This is a genomic window from Sphingomonas sp. TX0543 (genome assembly GCF_048565505.1).
In the GTDB taxonomy this organism is placed as follows: Bacteria; Pseudomonadota; Alphaproteobacteria; order Sphingomonadales; family Sphingomonadaceae; genus Sphingomonas.
The window spans coordinates 973,460-995,725 of record NZ_JBLZUS010000002.1 but is presented as its reverse complement, the minus strand read 5'-3'; the positions used below and the strand labels follow the sequence as shown (position 1 = coordinate 995,725).

General features: G+C 67.0%; 21 protein-coding genes and 1 tRNA gene. 9 read left to right on the top strand and 13 right to left on the bottom strand.

Features of this window, described 5'->3' with window-relative positions:
- Window positions 1–10: 10 nt before the first annotated feature.
- The 5 genes from ACM61V_RS05445 to ACM61V_RS05425 form a co-directional block, all read right to left on the bottom strand.
- Window positions 11–1,153 carry a hybrid sensor histidine kinase/response regulator gene (locus ACM61V_RS05445; protein WP_137786836.1) on the bottom strand — a complete coding sequence of 381 codons (1,143 nt, stop codon included), beginning with the start codon at window positions 1,151–1,153 and terminating at the stop codon, window positions 11–13.
- Between the two features lie 8 nt (window positions 1,154–1,161).
- Window positions 1,162–1,737, bottom strand: coding sequence for a chemotaxis protein CheB (locus tag ACM61V_RS05440; RefSeq protein WP_137786837.1), 576 nt, complete (start codon window positions 1,735–1,737; stop codon window positions 1,162–1,164).
- Window positions 1,734–2,558 (bottom strand): CheR family methyltransferase, encoded by an 825-nt coding sequence (locus tag ACM61V_RS05435; protein ID WP_137786838.1) that lies wholly within the window; start codon window positions 2,556–2,558, stop codon window positions 1,734–1,736. Before ACM61V_RS05435 ends, ACM61V_RS05440 begins: the two co-directional genes overlap by 4 nt.
- 10 nt (window positions 2,559–2,568) lie before the next feature.
- The gene (locus tag ACM61V_RS05430; RefSeq protein WP_419713869.1) at window positions 2,569–6,006 is read right to left on the bottom strand and encodes a response regulator; all 3,438 of its coding nucleotides are present in this window, start codon (window positions 6,004–6,006) and stop codon (window positions 2,569–2,571) included.
- A gap of 112 nt (window positions 6,007–6,118) precedes the next feature.
- The gene (locus ACM61V_RS05425; RefSeq protein ID WP_137786840.1) at window positions 6,119–7,609 is read right to left on the bottom strand and encodes an ArnT family glycosyltransferase; all 1,491 of its coding nucleotides are present in this window, start codon (window positions 7,607–7,609) and stop codon (window positions 6,119–6,121) included.
- 230 nt (window positions 7,610–7,839) lie between these two features.
- Here ACM61V_RS05425 and ACM61V_RS05420 point away from each other — a divergent pair.
- Window positions 7,840–7,926 (top strand) — tRNA-Leu (locus ACM61V_RS05420).
- A 144-nt stretch (window positions 7,927–8,070) separates the two neighbouring features.
- Here the strand turns inward: ACM61V_RS05420 and ACM61V_RS05415 are convergent.
- Together ACM61V_RS05415 and ACM61V_RS05410 are read right to left on the bottom strand one after the other, a co-directional pair.
- Window positions 8,071–9,444: a formimidoylglutamate deiminase gene (locus tag ACM61V_RS05415; RefSeq protein WP_137786841.1), complete on the bottom strand. Its 1,374-nt coding sequence runs from the start codon at window positions 9,442–9,444 to the stop codon at window positions 8,071–8,073.
- Between the two features lie 153 nt (window positions 9,445–9,597).
- Window positions 9,598–10,275 carry an NAD(P)H-dependent oxidoreductase gene (locus tag ACM61V_RS05410; protein WP_171007579.1) on the bottom strand — a complete coding sequence of 226 codons (678 nt, stop codon included), beginning with the start codon at window positions 10,273–10,275 and terminating at the stop codon, window positions 9,598–9,600.
- 144 nt (window positions 10,276–10,419) lie between these two features.
- Between ACM61V_RS05410 and ACM61V_RS05405 the strand changes: the two genes are divergently transcribed.
- Complete coding sequence (locus tag ACM61V_RS05405; RefSeq protein ID WP_137786843.1) at window positions 10,420–11,727, top strand: chloride channel protein; 1,308 nt, start codon at window positions 10,420–10,422, stop codon at window positions 11,725–11,727.
- Window positions 11,691–11,882: a hypothetical protein gene (locus ACM61V_RS05400; protein WP_419713868.1), complete on the top strand. Its 192-nt coding sequence runs from the start codon at window positions 11,691–11,693 to the stop codon at window positions 11,880–11,882. Before ACM61V_RS05405 ends, ACM61V_RS05400 begins: the two co-directional genes overlap by 37 nt.
- Here the strand turns inward: ACM61V_RS05400 and ACM61V_RS05395 are convergent.
- Both ACM61V_RS05395 and dksA read right to left on the bottom strand, forming a co-directional pair.
- On the bottom strand, window positions 11,866–12,195 hold the full coding sequence (locus tag ACM61V_RS05395) for a PilZ domain-containing protein (protein ID WP_137786844.1): 330 nt from the start codon (window positions 12,193–12,195) through the stop codon (window positions 11,866–11,868). The two genes, ACM61V_RS05400 and ACM61V_RS05395, sit on opposite strands and share 17 nt — an antisense overlap.
- 74 nt (window positions 12,196–12,269) lie before the next feature.
- Window positions 12,270–12,635, bottom strand: coding sequence for an RNA polymerase-binding protein DksA (gene dksA, locus ACM61V_RS05390; RefSeq protein ID WP_249341554.1), 366 nt, complete (start codon window positions 12,633–12,635; stop codon window positions 12,270–12,272).
- Between the two features lie 471 nt (window positions 12,636–13,106).
- On the opposite strand from dksA, the gene ACM61V_RS05385 reads away from it, so the two are divergent.
- Window positions 13,107–14,105, top strand: a complete 999-nt coding sequence (locus ACM61V_RS05385) for a PEP-CTERM sorting domain-containing protein (protein ID WP_419713867.1) — start codon at window positions 13,107–13,109, stop codon at window positions 14,103–14,105.
- Between the two features lie 6 nt (window positions 14,106–14,111).
- On the opposite strand, the gene ACM61V_RS05380 is transcribed toward ACM61V_RS05385, so the two are convergent.
- The gene (locus ACM61V_RS05380) at window positions 14,112–14,552 is read right to left on the bottom strand and encodes a host attachment family protein (RefSeq protein WP_137786846.1); all 441 of its coding nucleotides are present in this window, start codon (window positions 14,550–14,552) and stop codon (window positions 14,112–14,114) included.
- Window positions 14,553–14,651: 99 nt separating this feature from the next.
- Here ACM61V_RS05380 and serS point away from each other — a divergent pair, with 99 nt between their 5' ends.
- From serS to ACM61V_RS05355, 5 genes are all read left to right on the top strand, one after another.
- Entirely contained in the window at window positions 14,652–15,929 is a 1,278-nt protein-coding gene (serS, locus tag ACM61V_RS05375; RefSeq protein WP_419713866.1) for a serine--tRNA ligase, read from the top strand.
- 1 nt (window position 15,930) lies between these two features.
- Window positions 15,931–16,692 (top strand): 5'/3'-nucleotidase SurE, encoded by a 762-nt coding sequence (gene surE / locus ACM61V_RS05370; protein ID WP_137786848.1) that lies wholly within the window; start codon window positions 15,931–15,933, stop codon window positions 16,690–16,692.
- A gap of 13 nt (window positions 16,693–16,705) precedes the next feature.
- Window positions 16,706–17,773, top strand: a complete 1,068-nt coding sequence (locus ACM61V_RS05365) for a M23 family metallopeptidase (RefSeq protein ID WP_171007580.1) — start codon at window positions 16,706–16,708, stop codon at window positions 17,771–17,773.
- Between the two features lie 24 nt (window positions 17,774–17,797).
- Entirely contained in the window at window positions 17,798–19,024 is a 1,227-nt protein-coding gene (gene tyrS, locus ACM61V_RS05360; RefSeq protein ID WP_137786850.1) for a tyrosine--tRNA ligase, read from the top strand.
- Between the two features lie 102 nt (window positions 19,025–19,126).
- Window positions 19,127–19,444: a PilZ domain-containing protein gene (locus tag ACM61V_RS05355; protein WP_249341546.1), complete on the top strand. Its 318-nt coding sequence runs from the start codon at window positions 19,127–19,129 to the stop codon at window positions 19,442–19,444.
- Here the strand turns inward: ACM61V_RS05355 and ACM61V_RS05350 are convergent.
- The 3 genes from ACM61V_RS05350 to ACM61V_RS05340 all read right to left on the bottom strand — a co-directional run bounded on the left by ACM61V_RS05350 (window position 19,414) and on the right by ACM61V_RS05340 (window position 22,263).
- The gene (locus ACM61V_RS05350) at window positions 19,414–20,727 is read right to left on the bottom strand and encodes a dicarboxylate/amino acid:cation symporter (RefSeq protein ID WP_137786851.1); all 1,314 of its coding nucleotides are present in this window, start codon (window positions 20,725–20,727) and stop codon (window positions 19,414–19,416) included. The genes ACM61V_RS05355 and ACM61V_RS05350 overlap by 31 nt on opposite strands.
- A gap of 74 nt (window positions 20,728–20,801) precedes the next feature.
- Entirely contained in the window at window positions 20,802–21,230 is a 429-nt protein-coding gene (locus ACM61V_RS05345) for a CoA-binding protein (protein ID WP_137786852.1), read from the bottom strand.
- Between the two features lie 73 nt (window positions 21,231–21,303).
- Window positions 21,304–22,263 carry an Mrp/NBP35 family ATP-binding protein gene (locus tag ACM61V_RS05340; protein WP_137786853.1) on the bottom strand — a complete coding sequence of 320 codons (960 nt, stop codon included), beginning with the start codon at window positions 22,261–22,263 and terminating at the stop codon, window positions 21,304–21,306.
- Between the last annotated feature and the right edge of the window lie 3 nt (window positions 22,264–22,266).

The window sequence follows — 22,266 nt, the reverse complement described above, 5'->3', positions numbered from 1 at the left end:
GCACCCTCGATCAGGCATCGGACGCAACCGGCGCGAGCGGCACCTTTACGGTGAAGGTGCTGCCCGCGCCCGGCCCGCCACTTTCCACCGCGATGGTTCCCTCGTGCAGTGCGACGAGCTGCTTCACCAGCGCCAGCCCGATGCCAAGTCCACCCTGCGCGCGGATGCGGTGATCCTCGACCTGCTCGAATATCTGGAAGATGCGCGACTGCATCTCGATCGGAATCCCGATCCCCGTGTCGGCCACGACGATCTCCGCATGGCTCGCATCGCAACGCACCTTCAGCGCGACCGCACCGCCGGGCGGGGTGTATTTCGCGGCATTGATCAGCAGATTGCCGATGACCTGCGCCAGCCGCGTGTGATCGGCGATCAGCCACACCGGCGACGGCGGCAGTTCCTCGCTGAATTCCAGTTCGCTCGCCTCGAAGCCCTGCCGGCTCATCTCAACGGCGGTTCTGACCACCTCGCACAGGTCGATCCGCTCGCGCTGGAGCGATATCTTGCCCTCGCTTATCCGCGAGATATCGAGAAGATCCTCGATGAGGCGCGAAAGGTGCGTGAGCTGCCGCCCCATCTGCTCGCGGATCGCGGCGGTATGCTCGCCGGTGTCGCGGCGATTGAGCAGGTGCAGGCCGCCGCTCAGCGCCGCCACCGGGTTGCGCAGTTCATGCCCCAGCATCGCGAGAAACTCGTCCTTGCGGCGATCGGCATCGCGCAGTGCCGCGGTCAGCGCCTCGAGTTGGTCGCGCTTCTCGGCGAGCCGCCGCCGCTGGCGGTAGAGATCGAAGAAGATCCGCGCCTTGCTGCGCAGTATATCCGGCTCGATCGGCTTCTGGATGAAATCAACCGCGCCAGCCTCATAGCCGCGAAAGCGGCGCTGCTGGTCGGCGCTCCCCGCCGTCACGAAGATGATCGGGATATGCCGGGTCCGCTCGTTGCCGCGCATGAATTCGGCCAGCTCGAACCCGTCCATGCCCGGCATCTGAACATCGAGCAGCGCCAGCGCGACATCATGGTGCAACAGCAGCTCGAGCGCCGCCTCCCCCGATCGCGCTTTCAGCACGGTCACATCATCGCCACGCAGCAACGCCTCCAGCGAAAGGAGATTGCCTTCCAGATCATCGACCAGGAGAAAATTAACCCGCTCCATCAAGCCTCTTAAATTCCTCCGAAATCAAGCAAACAGGACGCGATCGCGTCGAGAGACAATGGCCGTGCGGCGGGGCATTCGTGCAGCGCCGCCGCCGGCATTGTTGATGCGGTGGCGGTCGCCGGATCCTCCACCATCACGATGCCGCCGGCCTCGGCCACCGCCGCCAATCCGCGCGCGCCATCCTGATTGGCGCCGGTAAGCACCACGCCAGCCAGCGCGGGACCATAAGCGTCCGCGGCGCTTTCGAACAGCACATCGATCGAGGGCCGGGAATAGAGCACCGGATCGTCGGCCGACAACGACAGCGTGCGATCGCCCTCCACCAGCAGGTGATAGTCGGGCGGCGCGAAATAGACCTTGCCCGCCGCGACCGGCTCCTTGTCCTCCGCCTCGCACACGTCGATGCGGCATTTCGATCGGAACAACGCCGCGAGAACATTGCGCCGGTCCGAGGGCACATGCACCACCACGATCACCGCGAGTGGATAATCGACCGGCAGACGCGGCAGGATCGCGGACAGCGCCTCCACCGCGCCGGCGGAAGCGCCGATCACCACCGCCTCGATCCGTGCGGCGCTCACGGCTCGCGTCTCTGGTAGATTTTCTCGTCGCGCACGAAATCGGTGAAAGAGCCCGCGTGCTCGGAGAAACGCAGGCTCTCCTTCGCGCCCAGCCCGAGAAAGCCGTTGCGTGCCAGGGACTCGCGGAACAGCCCGATCGCGCGGTTCTGCAGCGGGCGATCGAAATAGATCAGCACGTTGCGGCAGGAGATCAGGTGCATCTCCGCGAATACCGCATCGGTGACGAGGCTGTGGTCGGAGAATACGACGCGATCGCGCAGCGTCTTGTCGAACGCCGCCGCGCCATAGGCCGTGCTGTAATAATCGGAGAGCGAGGTCTTTCCGCCGGATTTCTGATGGTTTTCGGTGAACGCCTTGATCCGGTCCAGGGAATAGATGCCGCTCGATGCGATCTTCAGCGCCTCCGGGTTGATGTCGGTTGCGTAGAACAGCGTTCGTTCCTCAAGCCCCTCCTCGCGGAACAGGATCACGAAGGAATAAAGCTCCTCGCCGCTGCTGCACCCCGCAATCCAGATCCGCAGCGAGGGATAGGTGCGCAGGTGCGGCACCACCTTTTCGCGGAGCGCACGGAAATAGAGCGGATCGCGAAACATCTCGCTCACCTGCACCGTGAGATAACCGAGCAGCGTCGTCAGCATCGCCGGCTCGTGAAGCAGCGCCTCCTGCATGGCGGAGAAATTGCGGAAGCCGAGCTGCTCGCGCGCCTGCCGCAGCCGCCGCTTGACCGATGCGCGCGCGTAGTTGCGAAAATCATAATGATATCGCCGGAACAGCGCATCGAGCAGCAGCTCGATCTCGATATCCTCGATCTCGTCGCGCATCGGCGGCGGCCTAGCGCGGCATCCAGACGCGGACGAGCGAGAGCAGCTTGTCCACGTCCAGCGGCTTGGCCATGTAATCGTTCGCGCCCGCCTCGATGCAGCGTTCCTGATCGTCGGGCATCGCCTTGGCGGTGAGGGTGATGATCGGCAGCTTGCGCCAGCGCTCGTCGTCGCGGATCGCGCGCGTCGCGGTTAGGCCGTCCATCACCGGCATCATCACGTCCATCAGCACCAGATCGATCGCCGCGGCCGGGTCGGCGGATGCCTTTTCGAGCGCGTCGAGCGCCTCCTGCCCGTTGCGCGCGATCTCCACCCGCGCGCCGCGCGGTTCGAGGATGTTGGTCAGCGAATAGACGTTGCGCACGTCATCCTCGACGATGAGGATACGGCGCCCTTCCAGAATGGCGTCGCGGCTGCGCGCCTTCTGGATCATTTTCTGCTGTTCGAGCGGCAGGTCGTTGACCACCTGATGAAGGAACAGCGAAACTTCGTCGAGCAGCCGCTCGGGGGAACGCGCGCCCTTGATAATGATCGAATCCGAATAGCGGCGCAGGCGCTGCTCCTCGTCAGGCGAAAGATCGCGCCCGGTATAGACGATCACCGGCGGGAAGGCGTGCGTGCCATCCGCGCTCAGCGTCTCCAGCAGCGAGAAGCCGGTCGCGTCGGGCAGCGACAGATCGAGCACCATGCAATCGAACGTCTGCTGCTCCAGCCGCTCCAGGCATTCTGCCGCCGTGCCCGCGCCGACTGTCTCCACCTCGCCCGACGACAGGAGCTTTGCCACCGCATCTCGCTGGCGCGCGTCGTCCTCGACGATCAGCACGCGCCGCACGGTGCGGGTCAGCGTGGAGGCCAGCGATTCCAGCACCCCGGCCAGATCCTCGCGCTTCACCGGCTTCTTGAGATAGCCGATCGCACCGAGCGACAGCGCGGTCTGCGTATGATCGCTGCCGGATACCACGTGAACCGGGATATGCCGCGTCGCCACGTCCCGCTTCAGCCGGTCAAGCACCGCCAGGCCGGACTGATCGGGCAGCCCCACGTCGAGGACGACCGCGCTTGGCCGGTGGCTCCGTGCCAGCGCGAGCGCCTCTTCCGCAGTGCCGGCGACGAGCGTCTGGAAGCCCATCTCGCGCGATAGATCGCGGACGATCCCGGCGAATGTGGTATCGTCTTCCACAACCAGCAGGATGCGGCGCGCGTCGGCCAGCTGATCGCGATCGTCCTCGATGCGTCGCGGGCGCACGGCGACGCGCGGTAGTGACGACGTGTCAACGCGAGCCGGGGCGGCCGGTGCGGCAACAGGCGCCGCGGGCTCGCGCGGCGCGACGTGCGCGGGATCATAGGTGGACGGGATCGTGACGGTGAAGGTGCTGCCCTCGCCCTCCGCGCTGGTCAGTGTGATAGCGCCCCCGAGCAGCCGCGCCAGCTCACGCGAGATCGAAAGGCCAAGGCCGGTGCCGCCGTATTTCCGGCTGATCGTGCCATCGGCCTGCTGGAACGCCTCGAAGATGCTGCGCTGATGCTCCGCGGTGATGCCGATGCCGGTATCGGTGACGGCGAGCGCGATCCGATCATCCGCGACGCGATCGATCGACACCCGCACGCTGCCGGTCTCGGTGAACTTGAACGCATTGGAGAGCAGGTTCTTCAGGATCTGCTCCAGCCGCTGCCGATCGGTATCGATCGTCGGCGGGCAATCCGGCGCGATGACGATATCGAGCGCCAGTCCCTTCTCGTCGGCGACCGGCTGGAACAACGCACGCAGGTCTTTCGCCAGCCGTTCCATTTCCACCGTTTCCGGCTGCACCTGAACATGCCCCGCCTCGATCTTCGACAGATCGAGGATGTCGTTGATGAGGCCGAGCAGATCATTCCCCGACGAATGGATCGTGCGGGCGTAATTCACCTGCTCGTCGGAGAGATTGTCGTCAGGGTTGTCGCCGAGCAGCTTGGAGAGGATCAGCAACGAATTGAGCGGCGTGCGCAGTTCGTGCGACATGTTGGCGAGGAAATCGGACTTGTACTGGCTGGCCTGTTCCAGTTCGCGCGCCTTCAGCTCCACTGCGGCATTGGAAAGCGCGAGCTTGTCGCGCTGCACCTCAAGCCGCTGCGCCTGTTCCTCGAGCTGGACGTTGGTCTGCTCAAGTTCCGCCTGTTGCTGCTCCAGTCGCGTCTGCGATTCGCGCAGCGCGCGCCCCTGCTCTTCCAGTTCCTCGTTCGAAACGCGCAGTTCCTCGCTCTGGACCTGCATTTCCTCGGACTGGCGCTGCGTTTCCTCCAGCAGGTTCTGCAATTCCGCGCGATACCGGGCAGAGCGCAGGGCGACGCCCAGCGGCCCCGCCACTTCGCCAAGCAGTTCCAGCGTGCGATCGTCGATCGGGCGCAGGAAGCCGAGTTCGATCACGCCCTGCACAAGGCCATCGGCAGCCGCGGGCGCAATGGCGAGATGACGCGGGCGATCGCGCCCCAGCGCCGAGCCGATCGTCAGATAACCATCCGGCACATCGCCGATCACCACCGACGCGCCATCCACCGCGACCTGTCCGAGCAATCCTTCGCCGCGTGAAAACGCTTCGACGATCGTGGCGTCGGGCGGCACGCCATAGGTCGAGACGCGGCGATAATTGCTGCCGTCGCCGATAAACACCGCGCCCGCCTGCGCATCCAGGAAGCGCACCAGAAATGCCAGGATATTGTCGCCGATCTGCGCGGTGCCGAGATCGCCGATCACGGCCGACGCCAGTCCCACCTGCCCGGACTGGAGCCAATCCCGCCGCGCCCGCGCCAGTGCGGCGCGGCGGATCAGAACCCCGATGAACAGCGTCAGCGCCACCCCGACGATACAGGTAATGAGGATGCTGAGCCGTGCCACCTGATACGCCGCGTCCATCGCCACGACGCCTTCGCGCCGCAGCCGCGTTTCTTCCTGCAGCATCACCTCGAGCTGCTCGCGGATCGCATCCATCTCCGCCTTGCCGCGATCGCTGTTGACGATCGCGATAGCCGGCGCGGCGCCCTGCGTGCGGCGAACGTCGATCGTCTCTTTCAGCTCGGCGAATTTGCTGCGGATATGGCGCCGCAGGGCCACCAGCCGCGCCGTTTCGATGGGGTTGCCTGCGGTGAGTGAGGCGATGTGGTCGATGCGGCCGTCCAGCCCCGCGACCGCGTCGCGATAGGGTTCCAGATAGCGTTCGTTGCCGGTCAACAGATAACCGCGCTGCCCCGTTTCGGCATCCTGCACGACGGAAAGCAGATCGTCGATCGAGCGGATGATCGTATGCGACTTCTGAAGCTGCACCGCATCGTCTGAAAGTCCCCGCACGTTGAAGAAGGCGATGGCGCCGGTGGCGATGAAGAACAGGATCATCACCGCGAGCCCCAGCGCAGTGCGGGCGTCCAGGCCGGATTTCGAAACCGGCGTTGGCCGCTGGGTCGCGTTCGTCATCTGCATCCGGGCGTTCTGCGCCGAAGAGCCATCGGCATGCAACGTGCGGCATAGAGAAATCGCCGCTTATGGCAAGAAAGCGGGGATTGGAACGCAGGCGATATAACCTGGGTTAAGACGATTGCCCGGTCTGCCGGCGCGCGCGCCAGCGGTCGTACAGCCGCACGGCGCAGATCACGGCCCCGATCGTCAGCACCGGCCCGATGTCGAAACGCGCGCGATTATTCTCCCACACGTCGAACGAACTGGAGATCGCGATCACCCACCCGCCCAGCAGCAGGAGAACCGCCTCGATCGCCAGCGCGGGCGCCATGTTTGCTAAGGCGCGGGCGCGCAGCAGCGCGATCAGCCGCACGCAGACGGAAACGCCGAACGCGACGAACAGCAGCAACCCGGCGAGCGCGGTCAACGATATCTGCATCAGCGGCGCCGCAGTGCGCGCCGGATCGTCGGTCCGGCCAAGCCACGCCGCCGGCTGAAGCCCGACGATCGCGTTGGCGGCACGCTCCCATGGCGCGATCACCGCACGGTTCCGCTCCAGGCCCTTGAACTCGCTCGGCGGTCGGTTGAAATGGTAGAGCGAGGTCGCGAGCACCCCGGCGAAACCGCCCGGGTCGGCCGCCAGCCCCACCATCGCGTCACGTGTGCGCGCGGCACCGATTTTCGTGTACAGGATGTGGTTCCAGTTATCCTCACCGGTCGATTTGCGCAGGTTGTCGAGGCTTGGCTCGCCAGTCGGCGGGATCGGCGGCAGCATCGCGAGATACACCGGCGGCGGCGAGAAGCCCTGCACCACGGCGAAGCGCGACAGCCGCCCGTCCCGGATCATCGCCACGCGCGTGGCGAGCGGAAGGCGATCGACCGTGGTGTGATCGACGTTGAGCGGCGCCCAGCTGCTGAGCGCCGTGGAGCCGAAAACCACGACGTTCTTCAGCATCACCGCGCCGATCGCCATCGCGGGCAATGCCGCCGCCAGCGCCACCCGCCGCCGAAGCCCCGCGCCGGCCAGCAGGGCGATCGCAAGCACCGCGACGAACAGCGCCGGATGAATCATCGAACGCAGCAACGTCGTCGTCGCCAGCGCCGCGAAGCCGAAGAACAGCCAGCCTGCCGAGCGGCGCGCCAGCCCGGCATGGATTCCCCACAGCGCCATGCACAGCAGCCACGGCACCAGCCCGTCATAATAAAGCTTCTGGGAAAACAGGAGCACGGCGGGTGACACGCACAGCCATGCCGCCACGATGAAGGCGAGCCGCGGGCGGCCCGTCAGATCGCGCACGAGCGCCTGGACCGCAAGAATCCCGCCCAGCGTCACGATCGCGTAGATCACGCCGATCACCCACGGAAATCCCGCCGGCCCCGCCCGAAGCGCCAGGCCGATCATCAGGTTGAACAACGGCGGCTGGCTGTGAAGATACCAGAGCGTGCGCCACAGATGCTCCCGCAGCAGCGCAAGGTCCGCGATCTGCATCCAGCTCGTCAGATTGTCCGCATCGAAGCGTTGGCCAAGCGCCAGAACGATAAGCCGCACCGCGACGAACAATGCGGCAACGATCAACGCCGCCCGCGCATGGCCGCTGCGCACTTCCCCCTGAATTGCCATCGATCTTCACTCCCGTTCGCAGCCATCGCTAGCCGCCCAACGGTAAAAGCCGTGATAATCTCGACTTTTGGCGGTCTGCCAGCGCCGGAACCGCATCATGCGCGCGGATCGGCAGGCGCCTGCGCGCCGATCGGTTTTCGACATGCGGTTCGTGGCTGGAATTCCCGCCACGGCTCGCCTATAGGCTCGGCGAAGTCGATCCTTTTGGCCATTTAAGCGCCAATCGGCACGCGGGTGTGGCGGAATTGGTAGACGCAGCGGACTCAAAATCCGCCGTTGGCAACAACTTGTCGGTTCGAGTCCGACCACCCGTACCATTGCCGGGCGCTACCCGGCGGAATTTCCGTGGCGGCGGCCGACTCCCCTGACGCAACCTGTGGGCGCGGGCCGTCCCCCGGCCTCCCCGTCTGGCCGGGCGCGCGATCGGCAGGCGATCCCATCCCTGGCGCGCGGCATCGCCCTCAGCTGTTGGCGAGGATCGCTTCCAGCACCTCCCGAAAGCCGGCTTCCACACCAGCGCGGGCGCGATGCCGGCCTCCGGATACCAATTGCTCGCCGCGCCGCCACACGCCGTCGATCGCGCCGCGGCCTGCCGCGAAGATCAGCGAATCGAGCAACGCATCATCGTCGCGGGCGAGCAACGCCGGATGCGCTGCATCGAGCGATACGATGTCTGCGGCATTGCCCGGCGCCAGCGCCGCCGATGCGCCGAGCGCCTGTGCACCTCCCGCCAGCGCCGACGCCAACAGGGCGCGCCCGGTCGATCGCGTGCGGTCGCTGGCCAGCGCGTTGCGCAGCCGCCGCGTCAGCCGCTGACCATATTCGAGGACGCGCACCTCCTCCGTCATATCGATCAGCACGTTCGAATCCGAGCCGATGCCGATCCGGCCGCCGGCGGCCAGATATTCGGCGGCCGGAAAGATCCCGTCGCCCAGATTGGCCTCGGTGATCGGGCACAGTCCGGCCACCGCGCCGCTGCGCGCCAGCGCCAGTGTCTCGGCTTCGGTCATGTGCGTGGCATGGACGAGGCACCAGCGATCATCGACGGGCGCATTGCCCAGCAGCCATTGCACCGGCGTCGCGCCGCTCCATGCGAGGCAGTCTTCCACCTCGCGGACCTGCTCGGCGATGTGGATGTGGATCGGCGCGTCCCCGGCGAGACGCTCGAGCAGCGCGAGTTGCTCGGGCGTCACTGCGCGCAGGCTGTGCGGAGCGATGCCGACACGCGCGTCTGACAACGGCCGCGCGGCGGAACGGCTCTCGTCCAGCAATCGCGCGTAGCCGTCGATGTCGTGCAGAAAACGGCGCTGCCCCTCGATCGGCGCCGCCCCGCCGAAGCCGCCGTGCGCGTAGAATACGGGCAGCAGGGTCAGCCCGATGCCGGTTTCCGCCGCCGCCGCGACGATCGCTTCCGCCATCGCCGCCCGATTCGCATAGGGCGCGCCCGCCGGATCATGATGAAGGTAGTGAAATTCGCCGACCCGGGTGAAGCCGGTCTCCAGCATCTCGACATAGGCCATCGCCGCGATCGCCGCGAGTTGGTCCGGCGTCAGCCGGTCCGCGAACCGATACATCACGGCGCGCCACGTCCAGAAGCTGTCGGCGCTCTCGCCGCGCGACTCCGCCAGTCCCGCCATGCCGCGCTGAAACGCGTGGCTGTGGAGGTTCGGCATGCCCGGCAGCGCGATCGCATTGCGGGAATCGCCGGCGCGTGGCGCCACGCCCACATCGATCGCCGCCAGCGTTCCGTTCGCGATCGCGACGCGCACATCGCGCGCCCAGCCGGCCGGCAGCAGCGCGCGCGCGAAATGAAGGACCGTTTCCGTCTGCCGCATCACGCCATCCCTTACCCGCCGTTATGTCTATACATTACGCCTGCAAGGTTCAATGGCGGGTCTGGCGACGGTACTGGCACGCTCCGCCGCAGATCTCCCCGCGATTTGCGTGGAGCGGCCCGAGCGGCGTGCAAGATCATGCCGGCCGCGGATTCACTCGCCGCTCAGTCGCGCCAGCTTTTCGGTTTTCTGTCGCTCGTGCGCCTTGCTGAGCATCACGCTGCAGGTCAGCCTCGCGCGCTCGGCAACCCGCTCGAGGCATTGGCCCGCATAGTCCGGCGAAAGCGGTGCGACGATCGAATCGAGATGCTCGTGCTCCACGGTTTCGAACGAGAAGATCGTTTCGAGATAGGTGTCGAATGCCTCGCGCATCCCCTCCCATTGCCCGCGCTCCGCCAGCCACGGCAGCGTCGCGCCGGAGGTGGTGAGCAGCACGAACTGTTTGTTCTGCAGTGTCTCGCTCGGGCGGTCGTGCCGGATCGCGGTGGCGGTGAGCCCGGCGCCCAGCACGCGATCGATATAGCCGACGATGATCGCCGGCGGCATCCCGAACCAGATCGGATAGACGAGCGTGATGGCGCCCGCGTCGCCCACCAGCGCCAGTTCCTGCCGCACGTCCGGCGAGAGGTGAAAGTCCGCGGCCTCGGGGCGTTCTTCCGCGCGAAGCAGCGGATCGAAGCCGGTTCGATAAAGATCGCGGATGGTGACGGACTGGCCGCATTCGCGCACGGCATCGGCATAAGCGGCGGCGACCGCGTGGTTGAAGCTTGCCTCGGCGGGATGCGCCAGAACGACGAGGTGGTGAAGATCGGCCGGCGTCACATTGACCATCGATTTTCTCCTCCACCCCTGTCTAGCGCATCGCCGCGCGATGCTCCAATCCAATCGCGCGAGGCGCCGGCGAGCCGGGGGTTGCGCGGGCGTTGCCGACAAACAGGGTGGCACTCGCATGGGCGGGCGCTTAGGTGCTCGGCGATGAACGCATCGGTCAACAGACGCTGGTGGATACTGGTGCGGCGCTACGGCCCGGCATCGGCGCGGGGCCGCCGCCGCATCGCGATGGGCACCGGCGCGATCTCGATCGGGCTGGCCGCGCTGCTGTTCGCCAGGCTGGCGGACGCGGCGAACGGCACCTTCCTCGCCCTCACCCATGCGTACTGGTGGGCGCCCCTGATCCTCACCCCGCTCGGCTTTGCGGGCATCGCGTGGACCACGCGGCGTTTCGCGCCGGAAACCGCCGGGTCCGGAATACCGCAGGTCATCGCGGCGGCGCACGATCCGTCGCGTGCCGAGAAATTGCTGCTGTCGCTGAAGGCGGCGCTGATGAAGGGCGTCTTCACGATCGCCGCGCTGCTTTGTGGCGGATCGGTGGGGCGCGAAGGCCCGACAGTGCAGATATCGGCGGCGATTCTGGCCTTCCACCACCGGATATTCCGGGTGCCGATGCGCGCCTCGATGATTATCGCCGGCGGTGCAGCGGGCGTCGCCGCCGCCTTCAACACGCCACTGGCCGGCGTGACCTTCGCGATCGAGGAACTGGCCGACGCGTACGAACAGCGCGTCGCGCTGCTTGTGATGACGACGATCCTGATCGCCGGCATGGTCAGCCTGGGTCTGTCGGGCGACTATATCTATTTCGGCGCGGTAGGCGAAACGATGAACGCCGGCGCGGTGCTGCGAATCGCGCCCGTCGCGGGCATTCTCGGCGGGCTGACAGGTGGCCTGTTCGCGCGCGCGCTGCTCGGCATGGGCGCCGCGCGCGCGCGCTGGCTTCCGTTTCTGAGCGGCCGCCCCATCCTGTGGGCGCTGGGCTGCGGCATGCTGGTGGCGCTGCTGGGCGTCGCGACGGGATTGACGTGGGGCACCGGCTATTCGGCGGCGCGCGCGATCATCGATGGAACCAATGCGCCGTACTGGTTCGGCCCGGCCAAGTTCGCGACGACGCTGGCGACGGCGTCATCGGGCCTGCCCGGCGGCATCTTCGCACCGTCTCTTGCGACTGGCGCCGGTCTTGGTGCGCTACTCCGCCCGCTCTTCCCGGGCGAGCCGGGCGGTGCTGTCGTCTTGCTCGGAATGGTCGCCTATTTCACCGGCGTCGTTCGCGCGCCGCTGACCGCGGTGATCATCATCGTCGAGGCCACCGCCAGCCGCGGGCTGATCCTGCCATTGTTCTTCGCGGCGCTGATCGCGCACGCCGTTTCGGCGCTGGTTTGCAAGGAACGCCTGTATCACGGGCTCGCGCGGCCATGGAAAGCCGCACTGTCTTCGGCCGCGCAACGCTGATCCTCGCCCTGATGGCCGCGCCGGACGGATCGGGCCGGCTGGCGTTGTCCGAATTACATCGACGCGTTCCGGCGCGGGTTCGCCCGCTCGCCACGCACGGCCTGTGCGGCGGCTTGCCGTCTGGTCAGGTGAACGGCCTCAGTCTGTCGCGGTAGCGAGCAGCACCGGGTCGATCTCGCGATCGAACGCGATACCGGCGCGGCCCTGAGTCTGCCAGGCGACTCGCCCTGCGACCCAGCCGATACCGGCCAGTTCCACCTCGACCGGGGCATCGGGCGCCAGCGGGCGGGGTAGTTCCGCCATCAGCCCGCCGGGAGACAGGTTGCGGACGCTCACCTTGATCGCGCGCTTCGCGTCGCCCATGCGCAGCCTCGCACCGAGCTGGACGCTCGCGCGCCCGCGCTCACCGCCATCGCCGCCGCCGGCCGAGACCGCGTCGGCAAATTCGTTCTTGCCGAGATGCTTCATGACCACGTCAATTAGCCGTCAAATCTTGCCGAATTGCCAACATCCTCATCGGCCGTTCCTCGATCTTGACGTTATCAGTCCTCGCGCGAGACCTTTTCCTGCCGTTCGTGACGCTCCTGCGCCTCGACGGTCATCGTCGCGATCGGCCGTGCCTCCAGCCGGCCCAGGCTAATCGGCTCACCCGTCACTTCGCAATAGCCATATTCGCCGTCGTCGATGCGGCGCAGCGCCGCCTCGATCTTCGCGATCAGCTTGCGCTGGCGATCGCGGGTGCGCAATTCGATCGACCAGTCGGTTTCGCTGGAGGCGCGATCGTTCAGATCGGCCTCGCGCATGGAATCGACCTGAAGCTGCGACAGCGTGCCCTGCGCCTCCCGCAGGATCGCCTCTTTCCAGTCGAGCAGCTTGGCGCGGAAATACGCCCGCTGCCGCTCGCCCATGAACGGTTCGTCGGGGCTCGGCCGGTAACCGCCGCCGTCATTGGCCGCGTCGTGGCCATCGTCGCCCTTGCCCGTTCGATCGTACGCCGTCGCCATCGATCTTCTCCCCGCCGGTGCCGGCGATTTGTGCCGCCGTGCACTGTCAGAGCGCGCCTATAATCACGCACGGAGGAGCAAACAAGCGACCACGGCAACTGAAACTGTGGATCATCTTCTTGAGCCGCTTTGCCTTTCCCGCGGCTGAACCCCGCAGGGTGCGAGATGCCCGTCGCGCGGCCAAATACTGTCTCGGAATGAAACGGCTGGCGGCCGGACGCTGCTTTTATTGGATAGTGTTGCGTCGGGGCATGCGTAATCGTGGTAAATGATATTGCGCTTAAATCTTTGTTTTGCACTTGTCCGGTAGCGGCAGTGCGAGACGCGATGGGACAGCGGCGGGAGTACGTCGCCGAAAGAGACAAGAGACGAACCATGTCTGTGCGGATGGCCTTGGCAAAACTCGCGGCGGTAGCCGCCAGTGGCGCAATAGTTGGCGGGGGCGCGGTGCATGTGGCGGAAAGCTCCAAGCCGCGCACCGAATTCAGCAAGAAGCGCATCGCGAAGAAGCCTGTCCGGCGCCCCGTCGAGCGCGTCGCCGCGCGGACCCGGTTGCGCCCGGCCCCGCGCACCTGCGAACCCACGGTCGTCACGGTCTCCACCCAGTCGCCGCCGGTCCCGCTGCCGCCCGCGCCTGAAATGCTGGCCAGCACCGGCCCGTCCGCGCCGCCCGCGATCATCGGTGGCGGATTCGGGGGTGGATTTGGCGGCGGCTTCTTCGCCGGCGGTTTCTTCGGCGGCAGCGGCGGCGGATCGAGCGGAATCGTCGTTTCCTCCACGTCGAGCTCCAGCGGCGGATCGACCAGCTCGAGCGGCGGCTCCACGTCAAGCTCGACTTCCTCGGGCGGATCGAGCGGCAACGTCTCGTCCTCGACCGGCGGATCCTCCTCGTCGACATCCACCGGCGGGGTGAGCAGCACTTCGTCCACGTCGAGCGGCAACGTGAGCAGCACGTCCTCCAGCGGGAACGTCAGCAGCACCTCATCGTCGAGCGGCAACGTATCCTCGTCGTCCAGCGGGAATGTCTCCTCGTCGTCGAGCGGGAACGTGTCCTCATCCACCTCGACCTCGTCGAGCTCGAGCGGCAACGTCTCGACCTCGACCAGCTCCAGCTCGAACGGGTCGAGCACGTCGACATCGTCGTCCACTTCCAGCTCGTCCTATGGCTCCAGTTCGAAGGGGTGGAGCTCGAACGGCGGCTGGTCGTCCAACGGCGGGTGGAGCTCGAACGGCGGGCATCACGGCAGCAGCGGGTCGAGCAGCGGCAATCCCACGCCCGTTCCCGCCCCGCCGATGGTGTTGCTGTTCGGCGCCGCGGCAGCCGGGCTGGTCGCGCGTCGTCGCCTGGCGCGCAAGGCGGCCGCAGCCGCCTGACCGGCGTCAGGCCGCCGCGATCGCGCGCTCGATATCCGCGACCGTATGCCCGGTGAGATCGCTGGCGATCTCTCCCCCCAGGCGCTCGCTTACCGCCTTGTGATAATGCTTGCGCAACTCGCCGAGCGTGCGCGGCGGCGCGATGACGATCAGCGACTCATAATCGTTAGACAGCGCGCGGGTGCGAAGCATGTCCGCCGCTTCGGCAGCGAATTTATCCTCCGCGAGCTGATGATAATCGGTTTCGCTATACGCGCTGCGACCCCAGCCGACGCTTGAAAACGAGCGGCCGGGGCGGTCCGATCCCTGCTCGTGCGCGGCCGGATTGTCCTGCTCGCGATGCTGTTCGACGACGAGATTGGGGTGCGGCACGTCGCCCTCATTGCGCAGCAGCAGCATCTTGCGGCCATCGGCGACGAGGATGAGCGCGTTGTGCGAAAGATGCATGGCCGGGTCTCCTGGCTGGTGAAGCGGATATCGTCTGCCTGCAACGCGGGGAGGCGCACCCGGGTTGCCTCCCCCCGCCGCCGCCGTCATAGCGCGGGGATGCACGATATCCGCCTGATCCGAGAGCATCCGTCCGATTTCGACGCCGCGATGGCGAAGCGCGGCAAAGGGGCCGAGAGCGCCGTCATCCTCGATCTAGATCGTCGCCGCCGCGAGCTTATCACCGAGCTTCAGACCGGGCAGGCGCGGCGCAACGATGCGTCGAAGGCGATCGGCGCGGCCAAGGCGGCGAAGGACGAGGCGACCGCATCGGCGCTGATGGCCGAAGTCACCGCGCTCAAGCAACGCCTGCCCGAACTGGAGGCGGAGGAAGCGCGGCTGGGTGGCGAGCTGGACGATCTGCTCGCCGCTCTGCCCAATATCCCGCTACCCGATGTGCCGCAGGGCGCGGACGAAAACGATAACGCGCTGGTGCACGAGCGCGGCACGCGGCCGGAATTCGCCTTCGCGGCGAAGGAGCATGATGCGATCGGCCCGGCGCTGGGGCTGGATTTCGAGACCGGGGCGCTGATCGCCGGCGCACGCTTCACGCTTGTGCGCGGGCAGATGGCGCGGCTGGCGCGCGCGCTCGGCCAGTTCGGGCTGGATACGCTGACCCGCGAGCACGGCTATGAGGAAGTCTCGCCGCCGCTGCTCGTGAAAAGCGAGGCGATGTTCGGCACCGGGCAGCTCCCGAAGTTCGCCGAGGATCTGTTCGAGACCACCGACGGCCGCTGGCTGATTCCCACCGCCGAGGTCAGCCTGACCAATATCGTGCGCGAGAAGATCCTCGCCGCGGAGGAACTGCCGCTGCGCTTCACCGCGCTCACACCCTGCTTCCGTTCGGAAGCGGGCGCGGCGGGGCGCGACACGCGCGGCTTCATCCGCCAGCATCAGTTCGAGAAGGCGGAGATGGTCTCGATCGTCACCCCCGATCAGTCCGAGGCCGAGCATGAGCGGATGACAGCGGCGGCGGAGGACGTGCTGACCCGGCTCGCCCTGCCCTTCCGCCGGATGAAGCTGTGCACCGGCGATATGGGCTTCACCGCCGCGCGCACATACGATCTGGAGGTGTGGCTGCCGGGCCAGGGGCGCTATCGCGAGATTTCGTCCTGCTCCACGTGCACCGATTTCCAGGCGCGCCGCATGAACGCCCGGTTCCGGCCGGAGGGCGAAAAGGCGACGCGCTTCGTCCATACGCTCAACGGCTCGGGGCTGGTCGTCGGGCGGATGATCGTCGCGATCCTGGAGAATTATCAGCAGGAGGATGGATCGGTATCGGTGCCGGACGTGCTTCAGCCCTATCTCGGCGGCATCGACCGCCTGGAACCGCGCTGACATGCGCATCCTGCTCACCAATGACGATGGCATCCACGCGCCGGGCCTGAAGGTGCTGGAACGGATCGCGCGGGCGCTTTCCGACGATATCTGGATCGCGGCGCCGGCGGAGGAGCAATCGGGCGCGGGTCGCTCGCTCACCCTGTCTCGCCCGTTGCGCGTGCGCCAGTTCGATGCGCGGCGCTTCGCGGTGGCGGGCACGCCGACCGATGCGGTGATGATGGCGCTGGCGCAACTGATGCCGGAAAGGCCGGACCTGATCCTGTCGGGCGTCAATCGCGGCGCCAATCTTGCCGAGGACGTGATGTATTCCGGCACCGTCGCGGCGGCGATGGAGGGGGCGCTCGCCGGCATCCCCGCGATCGCGCTGAGCCAGCGTTACGGCGATACCGGCATGGGCGACGAAGTGTCCTTCGCCGCCGCCGATGCGTGGGGCGAACGCGTGCTGCGCCCCGTGCTCGATCGTCCCTGGGTGCCGGGAACCATGGTGAACATAAATTTCCCGCCGGTCGCCGCCGACGCGGTGAAGGGCGTGCGGGTGGTGCGGCAGGGAATGCGCGATTACGGGCGCGCACGGTTCGAGCGGCGCGACGATCCGCGCGGCTTTCCCTATTACTGGCTCTCGCTCGGGCGTATCGAACACGCGCTGGAGGCGGGCACCGATCTTGCCGCCGTGGCCGAGGGGTATGTCACCGTCACGCCGCTGCATCTGGACCTGACGCACGATGCCTCGCTACAAGCGCTGGGCGACGCCTATCTGTAAACGGAGGATCGGGATGCGGCAGCGGCTGAGCGCATTGGCGACCTGCCTGTTGCTCGGCGCCTGCATCCCGCAGGTGGACGCGCCCCGCCGCGCCGCGCCGCCGCCGCCGCCGTCGTCGCCGCCACGTTATCAGCCGGTGCCGCGTTCGGCCCCGCGGCCCGATCGGGTCGAGCAGCTTCCCGCCCCGCGGCCGGCATGGGAAACGCGCGGGGCGCAAACCGACGCGCGCTATGTGGCGGCGCAAACCTATGTCGTGCGCCCCGGCGATACGCTCAGCGCGATCGAGGATCGCACCGGCGCGGCCGCCCCGGTGATCGCGTCCGCCAATGGCCTGTCCGCGCCTTATGTCATCCGCACCGGGCAACGGCTGACGATCCCGCCCGGCCGCTATTATCTCGTACGCCAGGGCCAGACCGGCATCGCGATCGCGCGGGCCTATGGCATTGAATGGTCTAGGATCGTCGCGGCCAACAACCTGACGGAGCCCTATGTGCTGCGCGCCGGGCAGCGCATCCTCATACCCGGTGGCGAGCGTCCGGTCAGCGCCGCTGAGCGCGCCGCCGCGTTCAGGCTCGACATCGACGATATCATCACCGGCGGCGAACCGGCGATCGCGGAGAATCAGCGCCCCGCCCCGCCCTCCACCACGCCGCGGCGCGTGCTCCCCGCGAGCGCCGCCATCGCCGCCCCGCTGGCAGCCCCGGGCCGCTTCCTCTGGCCGGTCGACGGCCAGGTCGTGAAGCGCTTTGGCGCGGGCGCGAGCGGGGAGCGCAACGACGGGATCAACATCGCCGTCCCGCTCGGCACGCCGATCCGCGCGGCGGCCGATGGCACGGTCGCCTATGTCGGCGACGCGATCACCTCGATGGGCGGGCTGGTTATCATCAAGCATGGCGAGGGGTGGACCAGCGTGTACGGCCACGCCTCCAGGCTGCTGGTGCAGCGCGGGCAGGCGGTGAGGAAAGGGCAGACGGTCGCACTCTCCGGCGCGACGGGATATGCCGATCGGCCGGAAGTGCATTTCGAGCTGCGCCGCGGGCGCGGGCCGGTCGATCCGCTGACGCAATTGCCGCGCGGGTGAGGTGCGTGTAACGCGCGTCGCATTATGACCGAGCTGAAGTCCGACCTGCTCCGCCTGCTTTCCGAGCGCGGCTATGTCCACCAGATGACCGACGCGGCCGCGCTCGATGCGCTGGCGCGGAAGCAGGTGGTGCCGGGCTATATCGGCTTCGATCCCACCGCGCCCTCACTGCACGTTGGCAGTCTCGTGCAGATCATGCTGCTGCGTCGCCTGCAACAGACCGGGCACAAGCCGATCGTGCTGATGGGCGGGGGCACCGGCAAGATCGGAGATCCGAGCTTCAAGGACGAAGCGCGCAAGATGCTCGCCGAGGAGGGGATCGCGGCCAACGTCGCCTCGATCAAACGCATCTTCGAACGCTTCCTGACATTCGGCGATGGCGCATCTGATGCGATCATGCTCGACAATGCCGAGTGGCTGGACGCGCTCGAGTACATTCCCTTCCTGCGCGAAGTGGGGCAGCATTTCTCGGTCAACCGGATGCTGTCGTTCGATTCGGTGAAGCTGCGGCTCGATCGGGAGCAATCGCTGAGCTTCCTCGAATTCAATTACATGATCCTGCAGGCCTATGACTTCCGCGAACTGGCGCAGCGGCAAGGATGCAGGCTCCAGATGGGCGGCAGCGACCAGTGGGGCAATATCGTCAACGGCGTCGAGCTGGCGCGGCGCATGGACGGCACCGAAGTGTTCGGCGTGACGACGCCGCTCATCACCACCGCCGACGGCGGCAAGATGGGCAAGACGATGGCCGGCGCCGTGTGGCTGCACGAGGACCAGCTGCCGCATTTCGATTACTGGCAGTTCTGGCGCAACACCGACGACCGCGATGTCGGGCGCTTTCTCCGGCTGTTCACCGATCTTCCGCTGGACGAGATCGCGCGGCTGGAGGCGCTGGAGGGGGCGGAGATCAACGCGGCCAAGATCGTGCTCGCCAATGAGGCGACCGAGATGTGCCGCGGGCGCGAGGCGGCGGAGCAATCCGCGGAAACGGCGCGCCGTACCTTCGAGGAAGGTACGGGGGGTGATGCGCTGCCAACTTTCGCCGCATCCGGCGCGGTGCCGCTCGTGGACGCGCTCGTCGGGCTCGGCTTCTGTGCATCGAAGGGCGAAGCGCGGCGACTCATCAAGCAGGGCGGCGCGCGCGTTTCCGGCGAGAAGGTGTCCGACGAGGGCGCCAGCATCACGCCTGGCGACGAGCCGATCCGTATCTCCGCCGGCAAGAAGCATCACGGCCTGCTCGTCGCCGGCTAGTGGCGCAACCCGCGATAGGCAATGCAGTGTTGACCATTTCCGTTGGCGATCGCTTCACGCGGCGACCGTAGCCCCTTGAGGTGACGGATAAGGGGATAACGCGTGTCTGTATCTCATGCCGTGTGGAACGGTTTTGACGCGCGCGGCGAGTTGCGCGACAGCGTCTACCATCGCGCCGGCGCGACCCTAGATAACGGCGCGGCGTTGCCGCTGCTGATCGTCAACATCTCCCCGTCGGGCCTGATGGCACGCAGCACCGAGCCGCTGGCGCCCGGCGCAACGCTGGCGATCGCGCTGCCGGTGGTCGGGCGCGTTCGGGCGGAGGTGCGCTGGGCGCTAGGCGGCAGGGTGGGGTGTCAGCTTGAGCGGTCGATTCCGTCGTCGCGCTATTATGAGATGCTGGCCGCGCTGACGCGCTGACGTCCCGAAAGCGCGGCATCGAGCGCGTCGCGGTCGAGCTTCCCCTCCCAGCGCGACACCACCACCGTGGCCACCGCGTTGCCGATAAAATTGGTGAGGCTGCGGCATTCGCTCATGAAGCGATCGACGCCGAGGATCAGCGCCATGCCGGCGACCGGAACCGCTGGCACGATCGAGAGCGTGGCGGCAAGCGTGATGAACCCCGCGCCGGTCACCCCCGCCGCGCCCTTCGACGATAGCATCGCCACCCCGAGCAACAGTAACTGGTGCCCGAGCGTCAGGTGCACGTCACACGCCTGCGCGATGAACAGCGCGGCGAGCGTCATGTAGATATTCGTCCCGTCGAGGTTGAAGCTGTAACCGGTCGGAACGACCAGCCCGACCACCGATTTGGGGCAGCCGGCGCGCTCCATCTTCTCGATCAGCAGCGGCAACGCGCTTTCGGACGACGAAGTGCCGAGCACCAGCAGCAGTTCCGCCTTCAGATAGCCGATGAGGCGCAGGATCGAGAAGCCGCACAGCCTCGCTACCGCGCCGAGCACCAGAAGCACGAATAGCAGCGCGGTGAGATAGAAGGTGCCGACCAGCGCGGCGAGATTGGCGAGCGTGCCGACACCGTACTTGCCGATGGTGAACGCCATCGCCCCGAACGCGCCGATCGGGGCCGCTTTCATGAGTATCGCGACGACGCGGAACACTGCCGCCGACACATCCTCCAGCAAGGCGATGACGCGCTCGCCGCGCTCGCCGATCGTCGCCAGCCCGATGCCGAACAGGATCGCGATGAACAGCGTCTGGAGGATGTTCCCCTCCGTCAGCGCGGACAGGAAGCTTTCCGGAATGATCGACATCAGAAAGCCGGTGATGCTCGTCTCATGCGCCTTGGCGGCATAATCGGCGACCTTGCCGGCATCGAGCGTGGCCGGATCGATGTGCAGCCCCGCGCCCGGCCGCACGACATTGGCGACGATCAGTCCGACGATCAGCGCCACGGTGGAAAACGTGATGAAATAGGCGAACGCCTTGCCCGCGACGCGCCCCACGGCGCGCAGATCGCGCATCCCGGCGATTCCGGTAACGATGGTGAGGAAGATCACCGGGGCGATGATCATCTTAACGAGCTTGATGAACCCGTCGCCGATCGGCTTCATCGCCTCGCCAGTCGCGGGCCAGAAATGACCCAGCATCACGCCCAGCGCGATCGCGATCAGCACCTGGAGATAAAGATGCGCATACCACGGCCGCGGCGCCTCGGGCGGCGCATCATGCGGTATCGCGATCATCCAGGTTCCTTCCTTCGCCGGTTTCGCGCTTTCTTATGCGCAAGCAGCAGGCAGCGGAATCCCTCTCGCCGCAACTAGCCGATCTTCGCGACGCCCAGCTCCGGTATATCGATCGCGGGGCAGCGGTTCATCACCACCTTTAGCCCGGCCGCCTCCGCCCGCGCGGCGGCGGCCTCGTCGATCACCCCCAATTGCATCCATACCGAGCGCGCACCGGCCGCGATTGCTTCGTCCACCGCCGCACCGGCGGCGTCCGAACGGCGGAAGATATCGACCATGTCGATAGGTTCGCCGATCTGCGCCAGATCGCGAAACACGAATTCACCGTGAATATGCTCACCGGTTATCTGTGGGTTGACTGGGATCACACGATAGCCGTGGCTCTGGAGCAGCGCCATGACACGATAGGACGGGCGATCGGGGCGATCGGACGCGCCGATCATCGCGATCGTCCGTGTCTCTTCGAGCAGCGCCTTGATCGCGGCGGGATCGTTCAGCGGCAAGGGCTGAGCCTTTCTGGAAAACTGGTCCGCTCGTGCCGGCGGCGTCAGGCGCGCCAGCACGACCGGTGCGCAATTAACTCACGGAACGCCCATCGGTTTCCAGCCAATGCGCGACCTGTTCTGCAATAGGTCGGAAGATCCGATCAGCCGGGTTGGCGGCGGGCGGATCGCCCGCATCAGAGGCGCTGCGGATGGCGATGTCCAGCGGAATGCGCCCGAGGAAGGGAACTCCCCGCGCGCGCGCCGCCGCCTCCGCCCCGCCGCTGCCGAACGGATCGGATATCTCGCCGCAATGCGGGCAGGCGTAGCCGGCCATATTCTCGATCACGCCGATGATCGGCACGCCCGTCTGCTCGAACAGATCGATCGCCCGGATCGCATCGATCAAGGCGAGATCCTGCGGCGTGCAGACGATCACCGCGCCGGCCGGGCGATGCTTCTGCACCATCGTCAACTGCACGTCGCCGGTGCCGGGCGGAAGATCGATCACCAGCGTATCGGCGACGCCCCACTCGGCGTCCATCAACTGCCCCAGCGCGCCAGCCGCCATCGGCCCGCGCCACGCCAGCGCCTTGCCTGGCGCCACAAGCTGCCCCATCGACAGCAGCGGGACGCCATATGGGGTCGCAACCGGCAGCAGCACCTTGTCCCTCGCCTCGGGCCGCGTGCCCTCGACGGCCATCAGGCGCGGCTGCGACGGGCCATAGATATCGGCATCGACCAGCCCGACCCGTCGCCCCAGCGCCGAAAGCGCGATCGCGAGATTGGCGGACACGGTGGATTTGCCCACACCGCCCTTGCCGCTTGCCACCGCGATCGACCGACGGTGGACGCGCTCCGCGGTCACGACGACGCGCACCTCGCGCCCGGGCGCGGTCGCCGCCATCTTCACTGCAGCCTCCATGGCATCGCGTGCTTTGGCATCAAGCCCGGTCGCATCAAGCACCACGCCGACGCGCGCGCCATCCACCTTCACCGTGGCACGGGCGCCCGCCACCGCGGCCACCGCCGCCTTCACGTCATTATCGTCCATAAC

What these genes read in the sequence shown, in the direction of transcription:
- ACM61V_RS05415 (WP_137786841.1), bottom strand. Translation starts at nt 9,444, where the DNA reads ATGCGGCAGACGGAAACGGTCCTTCATTTCGCGCGCGCGCTGCTGCCG.
- ACM61V_RS05400 (WP_419713868.1), top strand. Translation starts at nt 11,691, where the DNA reads ATGGAAAGCCGCACTGTCTTCGGCCGCGCAACGCTGATCCTCGCCCTG.
- ACM61V_RS05435 (WP_137786838.1), bottom strand. Translation starts at nt 2,558, where the DNA reads ATGCGCGACGAGATCGAGGATATCGAGATCGAGCTGCTGCTCGATGCG.
- tyrS (WP_137786850.1), top strand. Translation starts at nt 17,798, where the DNA reads ATGACCGAGCTGAAGTCCGACCTGCTCCGCCTGCTTTCCGAGCGCGGC.
- dksA (WP_249341554.1), bottom strand. Translation starts at nt 12,635, where the DNA reads ATGGGCGAGCGGCAGCGGGCGTATTTCCGCGCCAAGCTGCTCGACTGG.
- ACM61V_RS05350 (WP_137786851.1), bottom strand. Translation starts at nt 20,727, where the DNA reads ATGATCGCGATACCGCATGATGCGCCGCCCGAGGCGCCGCGGCCGTGG.
- ACM61V_RS05445 (WP_137786836.1), bottom strand. Translation starts at nt 1,153, where the DNA reads ATGGAGCGGGTTAATTTTCTCCTGGTCGATGATCTGGAAGGCAATCTC.
- ACM61V_RS05365 (WP_171007580.1), top strand. Translation starts at nt 16,706, where the DNA reads ATGCGGCAGCGGCTGAGCGCATTGGCGACCTGCCTGTTGCTCGGCGCC.
- ACM61V_RS05405 (WP_137786843.1), top strand. Translation starts at nt 10,420, where the DNA reads ATGAACGCATCGGTCAACAGACGCTGGTGGATACTGGTGCGGCGCTAC.
- ACM61V_RS05340 (WP_137786853.1), bottom strand. Translation starts at nt 22,263, where the DNA reads ATGGACGATAATGACGTGAAGGCGGCGGTGGCCGCGGTGGCGGGCGCC.
- ACM61V_RS05425 (WP_137786840.1), bottom strand. Translation starts at nt 7,609, where the DNA reads ATGGCAATTCAGGGGGAAGTGCGCAGCGGCCATGCGCGGGCGGCGTTG.
- ACM61V_RS05430 (WP_419713869.1), bottom strand. Translation starts at nt 6,006, where the DNA reads ATGACGAACGCGACCCAGCGGCCAACGCCGGTTTCGAAATCCGGCCTG.
- ACM61V_RS05380 (WP_137786846.1), bottom strand. Translation starts at nt 14,552, where the DNA reads ATGCATCTTTCGCACAACGCGCTCATCCTCGTCGCCGATGGCCGCAAG.
- ACM61V_RS05385 (WP_419713867.1), top strand. Translation starts at nt 13,107, where the DNA reads ATGTCTGTGCGGATGGCCTTGGCAAAACTCGCGGCGGTAGCCGCCAGT.
- serS (WP_419713866.1), top strand. Translation starts at nt 14,652, where the DNA reads ATGCACGATATCCGCCTGATCCGAGAGCATCCGTCCGATTTCGACGCC.
- ACM61V_RS05410 (WP_171007579.1), bottom strand. Translation starts at nt 10,275, where the DNA reads ATGGTCAATGTGACGCCGGCCGATCTTCACCACCTCGTCGTTCTGGCG.
- ACM61V_RS05395 (WP_137786844.1), bottom strand. Translation starts at nt 12,195, where the DNA reads ATGAAGCATCTCGGCAAGAACGAATTTGCCGACGCGGTCTCGGCCGGC.
- surE (WP_137786848.1), top strand. Translation starts at nt 15,931, where the DNA reads ATGCGCATCCTGCTCACCAATGACGATGGCATCCACGCGCCGGGCCTG.